This is a genomic window from Paracoccus limosus (genome assembly GCF_009711185.1).
Taxonomy (GTDB): Bacteria; Pseudomonadota; Alphaproteobacteria; order Rhodobacterales; family Rhodobacteraceae; genus Paracoccus; species Paracoccus limosus.
The window spans coordinates 1-18,840 of sequence record NZ_WMIF01000044.1 but is presented as its reverse complement, the minus strand read 5'-3'; the positions used below and the strand labels follow the sequence as shown (position 1 = coordinate 18,840).

Here is an 18,840-nt window from a genome sequence, read left to right as displayed (position 1 = left end):
AGCGCCGGCCTTTGCTGCGGGCCGGGCAACCAAACCTGTTTACGCAGTTCGACCGCATGGGCATCGATCCCTTTGCCCAGAAATTCGAGGTCGAGCCGATGTTCGAGGGCTCGGTGCGCGGCTCGGGCGGCGTGCTGGTCACGGATGAGAGCTGCGGCACCGGGGTGCGGGGCCTGTGGGTCGCGGGCGATGCCGCCTCGCGCGAGATGCTGGTCGGTGCCTCGTCGGGTGCGGGATCGGTCAATGCCTCATGGGCCCTGTCCTCGGGCCGCTGGGCCGGGGCTGCGGCCGCAGCCCATGCGCGCAGCGATGGCGTCGGGTTGCGCGCCAACGCCCTGTGGCAACGGCGCGCCGGCAAGGCCGAATTCGCGCCGGCTGCATTACTGGCCAGCCTGCAGGCCGAAATGCTGCCCCTGTCGCGGAACGGTTTCCGCGACGCGGCAGGACTTGCGCGAACGCTGGCGGTGGTAGCCGGGATCGACGCCGCGCTGGAAGCTGCTGCGGTGCTGCCCGATGCACGCCAGATCCTGCGCCAGCGCGAACTGCTGTCAATGGCCCTGATGGCGCGGCGCGGCGCCGAGGCCGCGCTGCTGCGCGCCGAAACGCGCGGCGTCCATGTCCGGCAGGATCTGCCCGCAAGTGATCTGCCGCAATGGCGCCAGCGCATCGTCTGGAATGGCATGGCCGCACAGCCGGAGCGTCACGACATCGTGCCATTCCGTGAGGACGTCGCGGCCTGAGGGGATCATCAAAGCGGACCGCCTGACCATATCGACCCGTCAGGCGAGGAGGTGAGGGTGAAGGCCAAGCTGCTTCCCGAGAAACGTGACCATGCACAAGATCTCCGACGCGCTGGACCTGCGCTTGTCCGAGATGATCCGCTAGGCTAAGGCCCTGCCCCACCGGTGATCGGAGAGGCAGGGCGAGGATGCTGCGGAGGGGCTGGGTCCGGGTCACCGACCGCAGCCATATTTCACCTGCTCAGATGAATATTTCCATGCCGCCATCGACGCATAGGCCGCAGCCTTGTCCGCGCTCCGGCTGGCGACGTCCATAACCCTCACCCGCTGCGAGACCGCCATCCCCGACGTAAACGCGCGGCCGATATTGACCGCGCCAAGCAGACCCAACCGCAGCGACCGCGAGGCGCGCAGGTCGCCCCTTCAGTGATGCGCCAGAATCTCGCCCAGAAAGGCGCGCGTGCGTTCGTGGCGGGGATTGCGAAAGAACGCGTTGGGTTCGCCCTCTTCGATGATCTCGCCCTCGGCCATGAAGATCACCCGGTCGGCGACCTGCCGGGCAAATCCCATCTCATGCGTGACGCAGATCATGGTCATGCCATCATGCGCCAGCCCGATCATGGTATCCAGCACCTCCTTGACCATTTCCGGGTCCAGCGCCGAAGTGGGCTCGTCAAAGAGCATGGCCTTTGGCTCCATGCAGAGCGCGCGTGCGATGGCGACCCGCTGCTGCTGACCGCCCGAAAGCTGGGCCGGGTATTTGTCGGCCTGATTGCCGATCCGAACCCGGTCCAGATATTTGCGCGCCGTGGCCTCGGCCGCCTCGCGCGTCAGCTTGCGCACTCGCATCGGCGCCAGCATGCAGTTTTCCAACACGGTCTTGTGCGGGAACAGATTGAACTGCTGAAAGCACATGCCGACCTCGCGCCGGACCATGTCGACGGCCTGCGGGCTGTCGGTCAGCGCGGTGCCGTCCACGGTGATGCGGCCCGATTTGATGGTTTCAAGGTGATTGATGCAGCGGATCAGCGTCGATTTCCCCGACCCGGACGGGCCGCAAAGCACGATCTTTTCGCCGCGCCGCACGGTCAGGTTCACGTCTTTCAGCGCGTGAAAGCCGCCATACCACTTTTCGACATGCTCCATGCGGATCAGGATATCGTCCATCTTCGGTCCTTTCAGGGCGCTACAGGGTGATGCGGCCGCCACCGGCGGCGGAACGCTTGACGGCCTCGATCACGCGCAGGGTTTCCAGCCCGTCCCTTCCCGAGACCAAGGGCGCTTCCTCGCCCCGGATGACGCGGGCGAACTGGCTGACCTGCCGGGCCAGAGGGTCCTCGCCCGGGATGCCGGGACGCGCCAGATCAAAAGGAGAATACCAGCTGCGCGGGCCTTGCGCCGTGCGCAGATCCAGCTCCGGCAGCGCCAGCGAGCCATGCGTGCCGCCGATCAGATAGCAATGTTCGTCGGCGCGGGGATAGGCCGGGTTTTCGCCGGTCGTCATCTCCCAGCTCCAGGGGGCGACGGTGGTGTCGCAGACCGAGGCCGTGGCCAAGGCGCCGCTGGCGAACTCCAGAAGGATGACCGAGGTTTCCTCGACCGCATTGCCGCGCACGGCGTTCGATTCCCGCGCGGTCACGGCCGACACTTCGCCCAGCAAATAGCGCAGGTTGTCGACGTCATGGATCAGGTTCAGAAACACCGGACCCGCGCCCTTTTCGCGCCGCCATGCGACATCGAAATAATCGTCGGGCTTGTAAAGCCAGAACATCGCATTGGCGACGACCGGCGTGCCGATGGCCCCCGAGGCGATGATGTCCTTGGCCTTCTGCATCAGCAGGTTGTGGCGGCGGTGGTGCCCGGTCAGCAGCGCGACCCCGGCCGCGTCGGCGGCCGCGACCAGACGCTCGGCATCGGCCACATTGTCGCACAGCGGTTTTTCGACCAGTGCGGGCAGGCCGGCGGCGATGCAATCCAGCCCGTTCTGCATGTGGATCTGGTTCGGCGTCGCGACGATGACGCCGTCCAGACCCAAGGGCAGGGCCTCATCCAGATCCCTGGCCCAGACGGTGCCGTACTCGCGCGCCACCGCCTCGCCCGCCGCTGTCGGGTCGATGACGCAGGCCAGTTCGGCATCGGTCGAGGCGCGCACATGCATGGCGTGGCGCTTGCCGATCAGGCCCGCGCCCATGACGGCCAGACGGACAGGTCGGCTCATTTCGCCGCGCCGTTCAAAAGGCTGGCCACACGGCGCAGGCCAAGACTGTAGCCTTCGGTGCCGCAGCCGGCGATGACGCCATCGGCGCGCAGCGAGACATAGGAATGGTGGCGGAAGCTTTCGCGCTTGTGCACGTTCGAGATATGCACCTCGATCACCGGGCCTTCGAAAGTATTCAGCGCGTCCAGGATCGCGACCGAGGTATGGGTGAAGGCGGCGGGGTTGATGACGATGCCCGCGCCGTCCTCGCGCGCCTCATGCACCCAATCGATGATCTGGCCTTCGTAATTCGACTGCAGGAAGCGCACCCCAACGCCCAGCTCGGCGGCAAGTGCGGTGCACTCGGCCTCGACATCGGCCAAGGTGACATGGCCATAGATATGCGGCTGGCGCTTGCCCAGCAGGTTCAGGTTGGGGCCGTTCAGGATATAGACTGTATTCGTCATCGCAGGTTTCCTTCGTAATCGTGTCCGGGCGGGACGAACCGCGTGCCCCGCCCGCATGCGTCATTTCTGGACGGAATAGGAAATGCCTTCCATGGTCGCCGGGTATTTCGGCGGGTCCATGTTCATCCACTTGTTGTAGATGGCCTTGTATTCCGGCGATTTCATGAACTCGTCGAGAAAGGCGTTCACCGTCTGGTTCCAGTCCTGTTCGCCCAGCCGGGTGCCGACGCCGTTGTAATGTTCGACCAGCGGCAGCTGCACCTTGTATTTGCCCGGTGCGGCGGTTTCGATCCGGTTGATGTAGAACTGGTTGCCGCCCACGGCCTCGACCTGCCCCGACAACAGCGCCTGAATCGTCGCGGCATCATCGTCAAAGCGGCGGATCTCGGTCCCCGAGGGCGCGACCGCGGTCAGCGCGGTGTCCTGCGAAGCGGCGCGCGGCACACCAAAGACATGGCCCGCCAGCTTTTCCGGCGCCGACAGGTCCATATCGACCGGGCCCACCACCGACATCTGGTTGGCGGCATAGGGTTGCGAATACTGGATCGACTTGGCGCGTTCAGCGGTCATGCCCATGGTGGCGAACAGCACATCGACCTTGTCGGTGGTCAGGGCCGGGATGCGGTTGGCCACGGCCAGCGGCACGAACTCGGCCTTGACGCCCAGATAGTTCGCGAAAGCCTTGCCCATGTCGGAATCGTAGCCATCGGCGGCCCCGGACGAATTGATACAGCCCCACGGGCAGTTGTCGCCCTGAATGCCAATGCGGATCGTGCCCGAGGCCTTGGTGTCCTCGACCGAGCGGGCCTGCGCGTCCTGCGCAATCAGCGCGGCCAGCGCGATGCCCCCGGCCAGCGCCATGCGACGGGAAATTCCGGATTTCAGATGACCAAGCATGTGTTCCTCCTCAGTTGGTCGTTATTGCCGCTGCGGCGCGGATCCTCGTTGCGCCGCAGCGGATGATCGGATCAGCGCGGGTCTTGCGACAGCCGCGTCTCCATGCGGCGGCCCCAATAGGACAGCGGCCAGCACATCATGAAATAAAGCACGCCCACCAGACCGAAGACGAAAAGCGGCTGATAGGTCTGGTTCGACACGATCTGCCCGGCCCGCGTCAGTTCGATGAAGCCGACGATGGCCGCAAGCGACGTGCCCTTCAAAAGCTGCACCAGAAAGCCCACCGTTGCCGGCAACGAGATCTTCAGCGCCTGCGGCAGGATGATGTCGAACATGCGCGAACGGTAATGCAGCCCCAGCGCATGCGAGGCCTCGGACTGGCCCTTCGGAATGGCCTGAATGGCCCCGCGCCAGATTTCGCCCAGAAAGGCGCTGGCATGTGCCGTCAGCGCGATGGCCACGGCCAGCCACGCGCTGACATTCACCCCCAGAAGCGGCAGGCCAAAGAACACCACGAACAGCTGCATCAGCAGCGGCGTGCCCTGAAAGACGGCGATCCAGCCTGCGGCGGCCATGCGCAGCGCGCGGTTCTGGGCCACCCGGCCCAAGGCCACCAGAAGGCCGAAAACGATGCCCCCGCAAAAGCCGATGGCGGTCAGGAACAGGGTCCATTTCAGCCCCTGCGCCAGAAACGTGATCTCGTTGATCCCCAGATGTGGCATGACGGTTCCCCCTTTCAGCGCGTGGGATAGCTGAAGGCACGGCTGCCGATGAACGCAAGCAGGCCCATGATCATCCACGACAGCACCAGATAGATCGCCGTGACGGTGAAATAGACCTCGAAGCTGCGGAAGGTGTCGCCATCGATGCGCTGCGCAACCTGCGTCAGCTCAAAGGCCGAGATCGAGGTGCAGATCGAGGTGGTCAGCGTCAACAGGATGAACTGGCTGCACAGCGACGGATAGATCGCGCGCAATGCAGGCCGCAGGATGATGATGCGAAAGATCTCGCCCTGATGCAGGCCAAGGGCCATGCCGGCCTCGGTCTGGCCGCGCGGGATGCTTTCGACGCCGCCGCGGATGATCTCGATGGCATAGGCGCCGCCGTTCAGACCCAGCGCGATGATCGATGTGGTGGTCGGGTTCAGCCGCACGCCCGCCAAGGGCAGCGCGAAAAAGATGAAGAAGATCTGCACCAGAAACGGAGTGTTGCGGATGATCTCGACAAAGCCCACGACGATGGCCGCGCCCAGACGATTGCCCGAGCGGCGGATCGCCACGCCCAGCACGCCGATCACCATGGCCAGCGCCATGCCCGCCAGGGCAAGGCCCAGCGTGGCGATGGTGCCCTGCAAAAGCTCGGGCCAGCGTTCAAGGATCACGCTGAAATCAAGCGTGTTCATCATTCCCCTCCCTTTGTCGCCCTTAGTCCGGCGACGTGACCGGCCCCTTGTTTGTCGGGGCGCTGGTTCTATTCGGCGGTGGCCCCTCCCAGGACCGCGCCGGTTCGTGCTGTGTCAGACCTGCGCCATGACCTCGCGGACGCCCTGTCGCAGGCTGGCGAGATGTGCCGCCGGATCCTGCCCTGCGGCCAGCGGCACCTCGACCGAGATCCGCGTCTCGGGCGGCAGGGCCGCGACCATCCCGGTAAGCGGCAGCTCGCCCGCGCCGGGGGCAAAGCGACCCTCGCGCGCTTCGCGAATTCGGGTCTCATCCGTTGTGGGCGCCGGGCCGCGCACGTCGCAAAGCTGGGCGTGGCGCAGCATGCCCGGCGGCAGCGCCGCGATCTGCGCCACGTCACCGCCATTCCTGAAACAATGCAGCGCATCGACCAGCACACCCGCATTCGCCGCGCCGGACGCCTGCACCACCGCAAGGCTGTCGGCAAGGCCCCGCACCGGGCGCCAGCCCATGTTTTCCAGATCGACCGCCATGCCGACCTCGGCCGCGACGGCGCAAAGCGCGGCGAAATTGTCGGTCAGTCGGGCGCGGTCGCTGTCCTGGCCGCAAACGCTCAGCCGCTCGGCGCCCATTGCCGCAGCATCCTCCAGCACCGGCAGGACCGCGCGGGGCTGGAACTCGGCGTCCAGCACCACGAATTCGATGTCAAAGACCTTGAGGCCGGTCTGATCCAGCCCCTGCCGCAGGGCGCGGGCAGTGTCGCTGCCCTGCCGCACCTCATAGAAAGGCGCGCCGGGAAAGGCCGGAAACAGCCGCAGTCCGACCGCGTCGAAGCCCGCCACCGCCGCCGCCGAAACCAGTTCGACCGGCGTCAAGCCGATGGCCGAAAAATGTGCCAGCCCGATCGGGCGGGTTTTCGGTTTCATCTGTGTTTCGTCCTGCATCTAGTGGATCCCCTGCTCGGCCAGATAGCGTTGCAGGTTCGACGCCGTGCGCGACAGATGCTCGCGCAGCTTTTCGCAGGCAAAATCGGCATCACGCGCCACGGCGGCCTGTGCGATTTCGCTGTGTTCCAGCATCACATTGCGGTCGCCCGAGGTGCGGCGCAGAAACGTCCGCCGATAGCGGTCATGCAGATTAAGCAGCATCGAGCAAAAGCGCAGCAGCACCGGCATGCCGCAGCCGGAAATCAGCGTCAGGTGAAAATCGCGATGCACCGCCTCCCACGCCTCCAGCGTTTCGGGGCGGCTGGCGTCACGCTCGGTGCGGTTCACGACATGCAGCGCGCGGATCACATCGCTTTCCCAAGCCAGATCGCCATGGATCATGGCCTCGCGCAGGGCATAGGTTTCGAACTGGTCGCGCAGGCGGGCGATCTCGGTGAAATCGGCCAGCGACACCGGCGCCACGCGATAGCCGCGATTGTCCTCGAACAGGACCAACCCATCGGCGGTCAGCCGCGCCAAAGCCTCGCGCAGCGGGCTAAGGCTGACCTGCAATTGCGTCTTGACTTGATCGAGGTTGATCTTGGATCCTGCCGCCATCTGGCCCGAGACGATGGCTTCGCGCAGCCGGGCAAGGATCTGGCTGGAGATGGTGTTCTTGCCCTCATCCGCCGCACCCGCAGATGCCTGCGACGGCGCCCCGGGGCGCTCGATCATCGTCAGGCGAGGTTCTTGCGGCATGGATTCCCCAAAAAGACCGTCATCGACATTTTTTTGAATAAACGATGATCTATGTCAAGGCGCGTTGTGAAAATGTGCGCATCCGCGGCATTCTCCGCAAGTTTCTTAAATTTTAAGTTGGAATCTCGGTCTGAACGGCGTTCGAAACCAGATGCGTTGACTTATCATCGATTATTCATCTAACAATCGTTCACGTCGAAGGAGGAGAATCATGGCCATTCGGACCGAAGCGGATGTCACCCCCGCCGTCATGAAGGTGATGGAGCAGACCACCGACCCGCGCATGCGCGAAATCATGGTGTCGCTGATCACGCATCTGCACGGCTTTGTCCGCGACACCCGGCTGAGCGAGGATGAGTTCCGCGCCGCCACCGCCATCCTCAACGAAATCGGCGCGCTGGCCTCGGACAGCCATAATGAATTCGTGCTGATGTCGGGCTCGCTGGGGGTTTCGACGCTGGTTTGCCTGCAAAACAATGGCGAGGGTGGCCAGACCGAAACCTCGCAATCGCTGCTGGGGCCGTTCTGGCGGCTGAACAGCCCGCGCGTGGAAAACGGCGGCACCATCATCCGCTCGGACACGCCCGGCACGCCCTTGGTGGTGCATGGCCGCGTCGTCGATGCCGAGGGCCAGCCCATTGCCGGGGCCGAGGTCGATGTCTGGCACGCCTCGCCCATCGGGCTTTATGAAAATCAGGATCCCGATCAGGCCGAAATGAACCTGCGCGGCAAGTTCACCACCGATGCCGACGGGCGGTTCTGGTTCACCACCGTCAAGATGGTCGGCTATCCGATCCCGGTCGATGGCGTGGTCGGGCGGCTGCTGGAATCGCAGGGGCGTCACCCTTACCGCCCGGCGCATCTGCATGCGCTGATCTTCCGCGAAGGTTACAAGACGCTGATCTCGCAGGTATTCGACCCCTCCTGCCCATGGATCGACAGCGATGTGCAATTCGGCGTGACGCAGGCGCTGACCGGCGATTTCGTCAAGCATGACGCGCCGAACCCCGACTATCCTGAACTGGGTGCGCCGTGGTATTCGCTCGACTACACCTATGTCATGGAACCGGGCGAGGCCAAGCTGCCCCGCGCGCCGATCAAGTAAGGCTGTCCAGATGCTGACCGAAGACGAACGCCGCGCCGCGGCCGATGCCATCCTTGCCGCCGAGAAATCGCGCGTGCCCATGGTGCAACCCTCGAAGCAATGGCCGGGGATGGAACTTGAGGATGCCTATCGCATTCAGGATCTGTGGGCCGAGGCCCGCATCGCCGCCGGTGCCAAGGTGGTCGGCCACAAGATCGGCCTGACCTCGCGCGCGATGCAGCTGGCCTCCAAGATGACCGAGCCGGATTATGGCCGCATTCTGGATGACGCGCTGTTCAACGACGGCGCGCAGATCCCGGTGACGACCTTCATCAAGCCCCGGATCGAGGTCGAGCTGGCCTTTGTCATGGGCGAGGATCTGTCCGGTCAGGGCACGCGCGTTCATGACGTGCTGCGCGCCACCGAATATGTGGTCCCCGCGCTGGAAATCATCGATTATCGCACCGAGGTGCCGCGCGCCATCACCGACACCATCGCCGACAACGCGGCCTTCGGCGCCATCGTTCTGGGCGGGCGCCCGGTGCGGCCGATGGATGTGGATCTGCGCCGCGTCGGCGCCATCCTGTCGCAGAACGGCATCATCGAGGATACCGGCCTTGCCGCCGCCATCATGGGCCATCCGGCGGCGGGCGTCGCCTGGCTGGTCAACAAGCTGTCTGCCGTGGGCGCCGGGCTGAAAAAGGGCGACATCGTGCTGGGTGGGTCGTTCACGCGGCCGCTGGACATCAAGCAGGGCGATGTCATTCAGGCCGATTATGGCGATCTGGGCGCCATCGGCGTCAGCTTCATCTGAAGGGGCCGCGCGTGGAACTTTCGGTCAACCGTTTCAAACAGGCGATCACGGCGGGGCACAGCCAGATCGGGCTATGGTGCAGCCTGCCCGGCAGCTATGTCGCCGAATGCGTCGCGGGTTCGGGCTATGACTGGCTGCTGTTTGATACCGAACACAGCCCCGGCGATCCGCTGACGGTGCTGGCGCAGTTGCAGGCGGTCGCGCCCTATCCGGTCTCGGCCGTGGTGCGGCCCGCAGCCAATGATCCGGTGCTGATCAAGCGGTTCCTGGATCTGGGCGCGCAAAGCCTGCTGATCCCGATGGTCAATACCGCCGAGGAGGCGCGCGCCGCCGTCGCCGCGACCCGCTATCCGCCGGGCGGGATCCGCGGCGTCTCGGGCCTGACGCGGGCGACGGGCTTTGGCCGGATCGCGGGCTATGCCGAACATGCCGAGGCCCAGCTGTGCCTGCTGGTGCAGATCGAAACCCGCGAGGCGCTGGACCGGATCGAAGAGATCGCGGCGGTCGAGGGCGTCGACGGCATCTTTGTCGGTCCCGCCGATCTGGCGGCCAGCCTTGGCCATGTCGGCAAGCCCGGCCACCCCGAGGTGGTCGCGGAGGTCGAGGATGCCATCACCCGCATCATCGCCGCCGGCAAGCCCGCAGGCATCCTGACCCCCGATACTGCCTTCGCCGCGCGCTGCGTCGAACTGGGCACCACCTTCACCGCCGTCGGCATCGATGCGGGCATCCTTGCCCGCCAAAGCGAGGCGCTGCTGCAGCGGTTCCGGGCGTGATCCCGCCGCTGGTCCTGCAGCAGATCGCGCCGCTTGGGCACGTCCGGCTGGCCGCCAACATGGCCAATGCCAGCATCGTGCGCGAGACCGCTCCGGGCCAATACGCAGGCCCGGTCGCCGATCTGGCGACACGGCTGGCGGGTCTGCTGGGGCTGGCAGTGCGGATCGTCCCCTTCGCCTCGGGCGGCGCGATCCTTGCGGATCCCGAGGCGTGGGACATGGCCGTGCTGGCCGTCGATCCGGCACGCACGCAGCTGCGCTATATCCATGAGGTGACGCGGGTCAGCGCGACGCTGGCCGGCCGCAGCGATGGCCTGCCCGGCACCTGCGCCGAGGCCGACCGACCCGGCATCCGCATCGCCACTGCGCGCGGTGCGGCTTACGGAAACCATCTGCTGGCCGGCCTTGTCCATGCCGAGGTGGTGTCTTTCGACACCCCGGCGGCAGCGCGCGAGGCGATGCTGTCAGGCCAATGCGATTTCGTAGCCGGGATCCGGACGACCTTGCAGGACAGTCTTGCGCAGCATCCCGGGACGCGTCTCATGCCTGATGATTTCCTGACGGTTTCGCAGGCGCTGGCCCTGCCGACCGAGCATACGGAGGCGGCCGTGTTCTTTGACAAGATCCTCAGCCCTTGAAAGCACCTTTCGCTAGAGGATAGGGCCAGCCTGAACCGGGGACACACCGTCGCCGGGCAAGTCATTTCAACGCCATGCGTGCATATCTGCCCGGCGGTTGTCCGACATGGCGGCTGAACGCCGTGCTGAAGGTGCTGGCGGAACCATAGCCGACGCGCTCGGCGACCGCTTCCAGCGCAATTCCCGGAGAACGAAGAAGATCCTTGGCCACGGCCATTCGCCAGGCCAGAAGATATTCCATTGGACGAAGTCCGACCGTGCGCGTGAACCGGTCGAAAAAGGCTGATCGCGACATCGCCACGGTCCGGGCAAGTTCGGCGACCGTCCAGCTCCGTTGCGGCTCGTCATGCATGTCACGCAGCGCTTTTGCGATACGCATGTCCGACAGTCCGCGCAGCAGCCCCGGGGGCGCATCCTTTCCTTGCGCTGCCCGCAGCGCCTCGACCAGCAAGACCTCGACAAGGCGGTGCAGCACAAGATCGCGGCCGACATTGTCCGCACCCGCCTCTTCGCCGACGAGTCGGACCAGCGTCGTCAGCCGCTCGACACCGCGGATATGGATCATCGCCGGCAGCAGCGACATCAGCAGCGCCGCGTCGGGCGAGCCGAAGGCGAAAGAGCCGCCAAGCAGGCGGACATCGGGCGGGCCATCGGGGCGGCCGTGCCGGATCTCTTCCATCGGCGTGGGCAACATCTTCGGGTCGATATGCTTCGCCGGGGCGGGATCGGCGCCCGACATGGTGAAGGAGGGCGTCGCGGGCAGCAGCACGAAATCCCCCTGTTCCAGCATGACCGGCGGCTCCCCGTCGACAGCAAGGCGGCATCCGCCCTCCAGCACCGCGCAGAAGCTGGGTTGGTCATAGGCCGAATAGCGCACGGCCCAGCGTCCCGCGCCGCTGATCCCCTTCGAGAAGACAGCGCGCGGTTTCAGCAATGCGATGACCTGGGTAAGCGGGTCAGTCATTTGGACGATCGCAAAATAAATATGGACGCTTGATTGATGATCGTCCTGATGATGGCCGCTATTTCTTTTTCGTCAACACGAAAAAGGAACACGCCTATGACGACCGCACTCATCACCGGATGCTCGTCAGGCTACGGTCTGCAGACCGCACGCCATTTCCATGCCCAAGGCTGGACCGTCATCGCCACTATGCGCAGGCCGCGCGAGGACATCCTGCCGAAATCCAGCCGGCTGCGTGTGCTGCCGCTTGATGTCACCCGGGCCGACAGCATTGCCGCCTGCCTTGCGGCCGCCGGCCCCATCGACGCCCTTGTCAACAATGCCGGGATCGGCGTGGTCGGGGCATTCGAGGCAACGCCCATGTCGCACATCCGCAAGGTGTTCGAGACCAACACCTTCGGCACCATGGCGATGACTCAGGCGGTGATCCCGCAGTTTCGGCAGCGCCAGGCGGGCGTGATCGTCAATGTCACCTCCAGCGTGACGCTGACGCCCATGCCGCTGGCTGCGGCCTATACGGCAAGCAAGATGGCCATCGAGGGCTTCACCGGCTCGCTTGCCCATGAACTGTCGGCATTCTCTGTCCGCGCCAAGCTGGTCGAGCCGGGCTATGCGCCGACGACGCGTTTTGCCGAGAATACGGACATGCGGGTCGAGGATCTGATCCCCGCAGCCTATGCCGCCTTTGCCGCCCCGATCTTCGAGGCTTTCGCCGCACCGGCATTGGTAACGCGCGAGAGCGACGTGGCCGAGGCGGTCTGGCGCGCGGTCAACGACACCTCCGGGCAACTGCGTTTCCCTGCCGGCGCCGATGCGGTGGCCTTGGCGCAAGCCTCGTTGCGCTGATCCGACATTCAGCGCAGCAATTCGCCAAGGATACCCGCCACATGCTGAAGCGCGGCATCCTTGGCGCGCCGGCGATGCCAGGATCCAGTGGTATTCCACCCCGGCGCTGATGAAGTCCTGGCAGGATGGCGTGCTGACCCGCATGTTCTACATCGCCTATGAGCAGGAGGGCCGCGCGCTGAAGGGCACGCCGCTGATGATTGCGGCCACCGCCGGCAATGTGCCGGACGCCTATCGCCCGGGGGGCCGCAATATGTTTCCGATAATCGATCTGCTGGCACCGTTGCGCGCAACGGCGCATCGCTGCGGCCTTGCCTGGGCCAAGCCCTTTATCCTCTACGAGGCGGACAAGCTCGCGCCGGAAGCCTTGGAAGCGGCTGGCGCTGACTACGCTACGGTGCTGGAAGGTTGGATTCAGGAAACGGTTGCAGCCGGACAAGCGGCGTAATGGCCGAGGCGGCGCGCGGCGCATATCCGGTGTGTATGGGCGCGGCGGGCAGGATCCTTTCGATCCAGGGCACCGCCCGGGGTAAGCCCGGGGCGAAAAGCCTCTGCATATCGACGCAGAGAGGCAGCGTCTTGGGACCAGGTGCGCAAATCTGGGGTTTTCCGCCCCCCCGACCACCTGCTGTAACCCCTCGGCATGAGATCGGTCTGGCTACGGTGTTTCTCGAACACTTGGCGTAGCCGGCCTGGCTGTGCACCTGCACGCGATCTTTGGCAGAGTCTTCAGAAGCTAGCGCCCGACACAACAGATATCCGCGAGATGTTCCCGGGAACATTCCAACGTGCCGGTGGTTTCTTGACCCAAGGGAACAGGAGGCTCTGCGGATGACCCCTCCGAACGGAATGGCGCGGTTCAACTTGGGCTGGCCGCTGGCGGGCGCCTTTGCCGCCCTGTTGTCTATCCTGATGCTGGGCGCACTTTGCGTCGCGCGCGGCCTGCCGCCGTGGTTGGCGCTGAACGCCACTACCCGAGTGCTGCACGGGCCCGCCGCCGCCGCCGTTACAGCGCTGGACCTGACCCACACCGGGCTGGGCGCGGCGATCCATCTTGCCTCATGCTTTTTCTGGGCGGCGGTGGCAGTACTGCTGGTCCGCATGGCGCCCCGGGGCAACCTGTGGCTGGCCTTGGGCGCGGGGCTGCTGACCGCGCTGGTGGCAGGCTTGGTCGATTACGGGGTAATGCCCACCCGCTTGCGCCCGGGCTGGGAGCTGGTGCTATCGCCGATTGGCGTCGCGGCGGCGCTGGCGGCCATGGGGACGGGTATTGCGCTAGGGCTGATCGCCGCGCAGGCCATCGGCCGGGTGTCAAAGTCGCCCACCCCGTAGGTGCTTGACCAGCGCCGGCAACGCATTGATCCCGCGGAGGCCGTCACCGACGACCCGAACCACCGGGGCCATGGAAAGAAGCAGCCGGGCGATCCCGACAATGGGCCCGACAGATAACCGATTATCCCAAGCAACCCTTTCCGAAACAGCAGCAATCCCTGCCTGACGGCCTCCAGACGAGTGGGTCACCGCCCGATCATAGCAAGGAAAGCAGGCAAGGCCCCTGCCGGCGGGACCGCAGCAGATCCGCCCAGCCGGGCGGCGCGAGATGAAGGACCCGCCACGCCACAGGGACATCGTGGACAGGGCGATGAAACCTTTCCCGCCAGCGATCCACCCGGGAATGACTGAAAGGCGGGGCCGATGCCCCGCCGGCTTTCAACCCTTATGCTCGGGCTTGCCCTTGCGCTTGGTGGCGGCAAGTTCCTCAAGCTCTTTCTCGGTCATCGAATCGTACATCTGCTTTGACGGCTCCCGCAGATCGCCCTTGGGCGTCTCGCCGCGCTTGGCGGCCAGAGCCGCACCGGCGGCCTTTTGCTGGGCTTTAGACTTGGCTGGCATGGCGTCATCCTCCTGAAAGCGGCAAGGTCATCCCCTGCCATTGATGATGCGGTCGTTCTGCCGCGCCTTGCGGTTCCGGCCGCCGGCATTGAGTTCGTTCGAGCGCGGCATCGGCTTGTCAGCACCGGCTCGGCATTGCCTATCTTTGTGTCTGCGCCTTTTGCCACAGGACGAGCTCGTCGTTTCGGCTTTCGGACTGAATCCTCGCCCGTGGCACAATCGATCCGTTTGGGGCGACCGGCCCGGCGGAACGGGTCGGTCACTCACGGGTCAATCCCGGTGCTCGGGCATGTCCTTCAACTGATCCTTGGTCCAATGCGTCACAGCATGCACGCTGTTGCTGTCGTCGCGCATGAAATCCAGATCGCGCGCCGGCACGGCCACCGGCTTTGAGCCAATGCCCAGAAAGCCGCCGACGTCGATCACCACCTGCGTCTCGGCACCGCTGCCGTGGACATGCGCGACATGGCCGATCCTTTCGTTGTCCGGACCATAGACGGTGGCCCCGGTCAGGTTGACCTCGTTCAGCTCCTGCTCTTGCAGGCGGATATGCGTGGCATGGTCCATTGCGGGTCTCTCCTCTGCTTTGGATAGGTGGTCGCAACAGCCCGGCAGCCGCGATGTTCCATAACGCTGCCGTGAGGTGGCGACCGCTGGGACGCAGACAGAGGCACTGACCGGGACCACTCTGCAGGAACTCCGCCCCGGCTGCGACGTTGGCCCTGTGACCCGGAGGCCGTTCATCGAGGAGGCGAGCCATGGCCCCACGCGCGCTCTGGAAAGGCCTGCTGCGGATCGCCGAGGTCAGCTGCCCGGTCGCGCTGCATGCTGCCGCCTCGAACTCCGGGCGGGTTACCTTTCACATCCTGAACCGCGCCACCGGCAACCGGGTCCGGCGGGAATTTGTCGATGCCGACACCGGCAAGCCGGTCGAAAAGGCAGATCAGGTCAGAGGCTATGAGATCGCCGAGGGCGACGACCTGATGCTCGACCCGGACGAGATTGCGGCGGCCGTGCCCGAAAGCGACAAGACGCTGGAGATTTCGGATTTCATCGCCTGCAAGGACATCGACCCGGTCTATTTCGACCGGCCCTATTACCTGACCCCGGCCGAGCCCATGGCCGAGGAGGTCTTTGCCCTGATCCGCGAGGGGATGCGCCGCAAGCAGGTGGCGGCGCTGGCGCGGACGGTGCTGTTTCGGCGTATGCGCACCCTGCTGATCCGCGCCCATGGCGCCGGCATGATCGCGACGACGCTGAATTTCGACGACGAGGTCCGCCCGGCCACCGAGGTCTTTCGCGACATTCCGACCGCCCGGATCAAGGGCGAGATGCTGGAACTGGCCAAGCATATTATCGCCACCAAGATGGGCGTGTTCGACGTCTCGGGTTTCGACGACCGCTATGACGCCGCCCTGGCCGATCTGGTCAAAGCCAAGCTTGAAGGCCGCAGGATCACACAGCGCAAAACCGCGAAACGCGGGAATGTCGTGGATCTGATGACGGCCCTGCGTGAGAGCGCGGGGCGTGGTACGAAAAAGCCCGCGCACAAGAAGGCCGTCGCGCGCCAGCGGAAAGGCGGCTAGGCCATGGCGCTGGAAACCTATCGCCGCAAGCGGGACTTCGCCGCGACGCCCGAGCCGCGCGGCGGGCGCAGGCGCAAGGCGGGCCATGCCTTCGTCGTCCAGAAACACGCCGCGAGCCGGCTGCATTATGACTTTCGGCTGGAACTGGACGGGGTGCTGAAAAGCTGGGCCGTCGCCAAGGGCCCCAGCCTGGTGCCCGGCGAAAAGCGTCTGGCGGTGCATGTCGAGGACCACCCGCTGGAATACGGCGATTTCGAAGGGACCATTCCCAAGGGCGAATATGGCGGCGGCACCGTCATCTTGTGGGATCGCGGCACCTGGACGCCCGAGGGCGATCCGCATCAGGGCTATGCCAAGGGCCATCTGGACTTCACGCTGCAAGGCGAAAAGCTGCGCGGGCGCTGGCATCTGGTCCGCATGTCCGGCAAGCCCCGCGAAAAGCTCGATAATTGGCTGCTGATCAAGGGCGATGACGAATTCGCCCGGACCGACGACGCACCCGACCTCCTTGATGAACGCCCGGAATCGGTCAAGACCGGCCGGCGGATCGCGGATGTGGCGGGCGAGGCACCGGGCTGGTCCTCGAAGACCGGGCGCCTTCGCAAAACCTCCGGCCCGACCCAGCAGGCCATGTCCGCCCCGGACCTGCCCGATCCATCCGCCGTGAAGGGGGCCCGCAAGGCGGCGATGCCGGATTTCGTCGCGCCGATGCTGGCCACGCTGGTCGCCAAGGCCCCGCAGGGCGAGCGCTGGCTGCATGAGATCAAATTCGACGGCTACCGCCTGCAAGCCCGGATCGAGGCGGGGCGGATCAAGCTGCTGACGCGCGGCGGGCTGGACTGGACCACGCGCTTTGGCAAGCCGGTGACTGCGGCGCTGCGCGAGTTGCCGGTTGGCTCGGCCATTCTCGACGGTGAATTGGTGGTCGAGACCGATGCCGGCGCTTCGGATTTCTCGGCGCTGCAAGCCGATCTCAGCGCAGGCCGCACGGATCGCTTTGCCTTTTACGCCTTCGACCTGATTCATCTGGACGGCTATGACCTGCGCGCCGTGGCCTTGGTCCAGCGCAAGGCGCTGTTGGCGCGGCTGCTGGGTGGGGCCGACGACAGCCTTCTGCGCTACAGCGACCATTTCGAGGAAAGCGGCGCCATGGTGCTGCGCCACGCCTGCCGGCTCAGCCTTGAGGGAATCGTCTCGAAGCTGCGCGACGGACCCTATCGCAGCGGACGCGGCAAGGCCTGGGTCAAATCGAAATGCTCGGCGCGGCAGGAGTTCGTGGTGGCGGGCTATGCGCCCTCGACGGTGTCGCGCAGGGCCATCGGCTCGTTGATCCTGGGCGTCTATCGCGACGGCAAGCTGGAACATGTCGGTCGGGTTGGCACCGGGTTTTCCGCCGTCGTGGCCGAGGATCTGTTCCAGCGGCTAGAGCGGCTGCGCACCCCCGAAAGCCCCTTCGCCACGCCCCTGACCGCCGACGAGGCGCGACAGGCACGCTATGTCCGCCCCGAACTGGTTGCCGAGATCGAATTCCGGGCCTGGACCGCCGACGGCCAGCTGCGCCACGCCGCGTTCCGGGGCATTCGAGAGGACAAACCGCCCGAGGAGATCATGCGCGAACCCAGCAAGCCCGTCGCCAAATCCCCCGCGCCACAACGCCGCCGGGTGCGACTGACCCATCCTGACCGGCTTTATTGGCCCGAAGAGGGGATCAACAAGGAGGGGCTGGCCGACTACTATGCCGAGGTCTGGCGCCATATCGCGCCCTGGATCACCGGCCGTCCGCTGGCCCTGTTGCGTTGTCCAAACGGCATCGCAGGCGAGAAATTCTTTCAGAAACACGCGTGGAAAGGCATCAGCCTGCACGTGGTTCAGGTGCAGGATCCCAAGAACCCCAAGGACGAGCCGCTGATCGCCATCGAGGATCTGGATGGGCTGATGGGACTGGTGCAATCCGCCGCGCTGGAGATCCACCCCTGGGGCTCGACCCTGGCCGATTGGGAACGGCCGGATCTGATCACCATGGACCTCGACCCCGGCGAGGGGGTGGCCTGGTCCGCCGTGATTACAGCCGCGCGCGACTTGCGCCAGCGGTTCCATGATCTGGGCCTGACCGCTTTCGTCAAGACCTCGGGTGGCAAGGGGCTGCATGTCGTGGCGCCGCTGGTGCCCAAGGCGGAATGGCCTGCGGTCAAGGCCTTTACCAAGGCCATGGCCGACGCCATGGCGGCGGACGATCCCGACCGCTATGTCGCGACCATCAGCAAAGCCAAACGGCGCGGCAAGATCCTGATCGACTATCTGCGCAACCAGCGCGGCGCCACCGCCGTCGCGCCCTATTCCACACGCGCCCGGCCCGGCGCCGCTGTTTCGGCGCCGCTGTATTGGGACGAACTGGACGAAATCATCGGCCCGGCCTGGTTTACATTGCGCAACATGCCGGTGCGGCTGGCCACACTTGGCGCCGATCCTTGGGAGGGCTTTCGCGCCGCCGCCGTGCCGTTGGAGCCCGCGCGCAAGAAGCCCCGCTAGCGGCGCTTGCCCTCCGAGGCGATGCTTTTTCGCAGCGCGTCCATGATATTGACGACATTGCCCGGCGCGGCGGATTTTTCGAGTCTCGGTTTCGGCGTGCGCTTGCGCCCTTTGGCCTTGGCCGCGATGATATCCAGCAGCCTGTCCTGCACCGGATCGGTGACCATGGCCGGATCCCAAGGGCCGCTGCGGGCCGTGTGTTGAACGGCTTGCAATAAGGACCCCGCTTCTGGGGTGATCGGCGTCCAAAAGGGACCCCACCGACCGGGGGTTGGGTCCATTGTGCCTTCGATGATTATCGGAGGCCGAGCACGGGATGCTGAT

The 18,840-nt window shown here is 65.4% G+C and carries 21 protein-coding genes and 1 pseudogene; 10 read left to right on the top strand and 12 right to left on the bottom strand.

Features of this window, described 5'->3' with window-relative positions; translation table 11 throughout:
• Positions 1-740, top strand: a 740-nt coding sequence (locus GL279_RS18220) for an L-aspartate oxidase (RefSeq protein ID WP_246175397.1), incomplete at its 5' end; no start/stop codon positions are given.
• Between the two features lie 423 nt (positions 741-1,163).
• Here the strand turns inward: GL279_RS18220 and GL279_RS18215 are convergent.
• The 8 genes from GL279_RS18215 to GL279_RS18180 form a co-directional block, all read right to left on the bottom strand.
• Positions 1,164-1,907, bottom strand: a complete 744-nt coding sequence (locus tag GL279_RS18215) for an amino acid ABC transporter ATP-binding protein (protein ID WP_155066041.1) — start codon at positions 1,905-1,907, stop codon at positions 1,164-1,166.
• 19 nt (positions 1,908-1,926) lie between these two features.
• Entirely contained in the window at positions 1,927-2,958 is a 1,032-nt protein-coding gene (locus tag GL279_RS18210) for a Gfo/Idh/MocA family protein (RefSeq protein ID WP_155066040.1), read from the bottom strand.
• Positions 2,955-3,404 (bottom strand): type II 3-dehydroquinate dehydratase, encoded by a 450-nt coding sequence (gene aroQ, locus GL279_RS18205; RefSeq protein ID WP_155066039.1) that lies wholly within the window; start codon positions 3,402-3,404, stop codon positions 2,955-2,957. Before aroQ ends, GL279_RS18210 begins: the two co-directional genes overlap by 4 nt.
• Positions 3,405-3,464: 60 nt before the next feature.
• The gene (locus GL279_RS18200; protein ID WP_155066038.1) at positions 3,465-4,301 is read right to left on the bottom strand and encodes a transporter substrate-binding domain-containing protein; all 837 of its coding nucleotides are present in this window, start codon (positions 4,299-4,301) and stop codon (positions 3,465-3,467) included.
• A gap of 71 nt (positions 4,302-4,372) precedes the next feature.
• Positions 4,373-5,023, bottom strand: coding sequence for an amino acid ABC transporter permease (locus GL279_RS18195; protein ID WP_155066037.1), 651 nt, complete (start codon positions 5,021-5,023; stop codon positions 4,373-4,375).
• A gap of 14 nt (positions 5,024-5,037) precedes the next feature.
• Positions 5,038-5,706, bottom strand: coding sequence for an amino acid ABC transporter permease (locus GL279_RS18190; protein ID WP_155066036.1), 669 nt, complete (start codon positions 5,704-5,706; stop codon positions 5,038-5,040).
• Positions 5,707-5,817: 111 nt separating this feature from the next.
• On the bottom strand, positions 5,818-6,627 hold the full coding sequence (locus GL279_RS18185) for a sugar phosphate isomerase/epimerase family protein (RefSeq protein WP_155066035.1): 810 nt from the start codon (positions 6,625-6,627) through the stop codon (positions 5,818-5,820).
• Positions 6,628-6,645: 18 nt separating this feature from the next.
• Positions 6,646-7,386: a GntR family transcriptional regulator gene (locus GL279_RS18180; protein ID WP_211371361.1), complete on the bottom strand. Its 741-nt coding sequence runs from the start codon at positions 7,384-7,386 to the stop codon at positions 6,646-6,648.
• Between the two features lie 211 nt (positions 7,387-7,597).
• Between GL279_RS18180 and GL279_RS18175 the strand changes: the two genes are divergently transcribed.
• From GL279_RS18175 to GL279_RS18160, 4 genes are read left to right on the top strand one after another with little or no spacing between them, the layout of a single operon-like run.
• Complete coding sequence (locus GL279_RS18175) at positions 7,598-8,491, top strand: dioxygenase family protein (protein ID WP_155066034.1); 894 nt, start codon at positions 7,598-7,600, stop codon at positions 8,489-8,491.
• A gap of 10 nt (positions 8,492-8,501) precedes the next feature.
• The gene (gene hpaH / locus GL279_RS18170; protein ID WP_155066033.1) at positions 8,502-9,284 is read left to right on the top strand and encodes a 2-oxo-hept-4-ene-1,7-dioate hydratase; all 783 of its coding nucleotides are present in this window, start codon (positions 8,502-8,504) and stop codon (positions 9,282-9,284) included.
• An 11-nt stretch (positions 9,285-9,295) separates the two neighbouring features.
• Positions 9,296-10,060, top strand: coding sequence for a 4-hydroxy-2-oxoheptanedioate aldolase (gene hpaI / locus GL279_RS18165; protein WP_343039855.1), 765 nt, complete (start codon positions 9,296-9,298; stop codon positions 10,058-10,060).
• Positions 10,057-10,698 (top strand): type 2 periplasmic-binding domain-containing protein, encoded by a 642-nt coding sequence (locus GL279_RS18160; protein ID WP_155066031.1) that lies wholly within the window; start codon positions 10,057-10,059, stop codon positions 10,696-10,698. Before hpaI ends, GL279_RS18160 begins: the two co-directional genes overlap by 4 nt.
• 61 nt (positions 10,699-10,759) lie before the next feature.
• Here the strand turns inward: GL279_RS18160 and GL279_RS18155 are convergent, their stop codons facing one another.
• Positions 10,760-11,632, bottom strand: a complete 873-nt coding sequence (locus GL279_RS18155; RefSeq protein ID WP_246175396.1) for an AraC family transcriptional regulator — start codon at positions 11,630-11,632, stop codon at positions 10,760-10,762.
• A 126-nt stretch (positions 11,633-11,758) separates the two neighbouring features.
• Between GL279_RS18155 and GL279_RS18150 the strand changes: the two genes are divergently transcribed.
• The 3 genes from GL279_RS18150 (at position 11,759) to GL279_RS18140 (ending at position 13,840) form a co-directional block, all read left to right on the top strand.
• On the top strand, positions 11,759-12,508 hold the full coding sequence (locus GL279_RS18150) for an SDR family oxidoreductase (protein WP_155066029.1): 750 nt from the start codon (positions 11,759-11,761) through the stop codon (positions 12,506-12,508).
• The gene (locus GL279_RS18145) at positions 12,474-12,956 is read left to right on the top strand and encodes an NAD(P)H-dependent oxidoreductase (protein ID WP_155066028.1); all 483 of its coding nucleotides are present in this window, start codon (positions 12,474-12,476) and stop codon (positions 12,954-12,956) included. The genes GL279_RS18150 and GL279_RS18145 overlap by 35 nt, the downstream gene beginning before the upstream one ends.
• 383 nt (positions 12,957-13,339) lie before the next feature.
• Entirely contained in the window at positions 13,340-13,840 is a 501-nt protein-coding gene (locus GL279_RS18140) for a hypothetical protein (RefSeq protein ID WP_246175394.1), read from the top strand.
• A gap of 378 nt (positions 13,841-14,218) precedes the next feature.
• On the opposite strand, the gene GL279_RS18135 is transcribed toward GL279_RS18140, so the two are convergent.
• Complete coding sequence (locus GL279_RS18135; protein WP_155066027.1) at positions 14,219-14,401, bottom strand: DUF3008 family protein; 183 nt, start codon at positions 14,399-14,401, stop codon at positions 14,219-14,221.
• A 270-nt stretch (positions 14,402-14,671) separates the two neighbouring features.
• On the bottom strand, positions 14,672-14,968 hold the full coding sequence (locus tag GL279_RS18130; protein WP_155066026.1) for a PRC-barrel domain-containing protein: 297 nt from the start codon (positions 14,966-14,968) through the stop codon (positions 14,672-14,674).
• Between the two features lie 191 nt (positions 14,969-15,159).
• Between GL279_RS18130 and ku the strand changes: the two genes are divergently transcribed.
• Together ku and ligD are read left to right on the top strand one after the other, a co-directional pair.
• Entirely contained in the window at positions 15,160-15,987 is an 828-nt protein-coding gene (ku, locus tag GL279_RS18125; protein WP_155066025.1) for a non-homologous end joining protein Ku, read from the top strand.
• Between the two features lie 3 nt (positions 15,988-15,990).
• Positions 15,991-18,516: a DNA ligase D gene (ligD, locus tag GL279_RS18120; protein ID WP_155066024.1), complete on the top strand. Its 2,526-nt coding sequence runs from the start codon at positions 15,991-15,993 to the stop codon at positions 18,514-18,516.
• On the opposite strand, the pseudogene GL279_RS19305 reads toward ligD, so the two are convergent.
• Positions 18,513-18,840: pseudogene (locus GL279_RS19305) on the bottom strand (hypothetical protein); the annotation flags it as partial. The gene ligD and the pseudogene GL279_RS19305 sit on opposite strands and share 4 nt — an antisense overlap.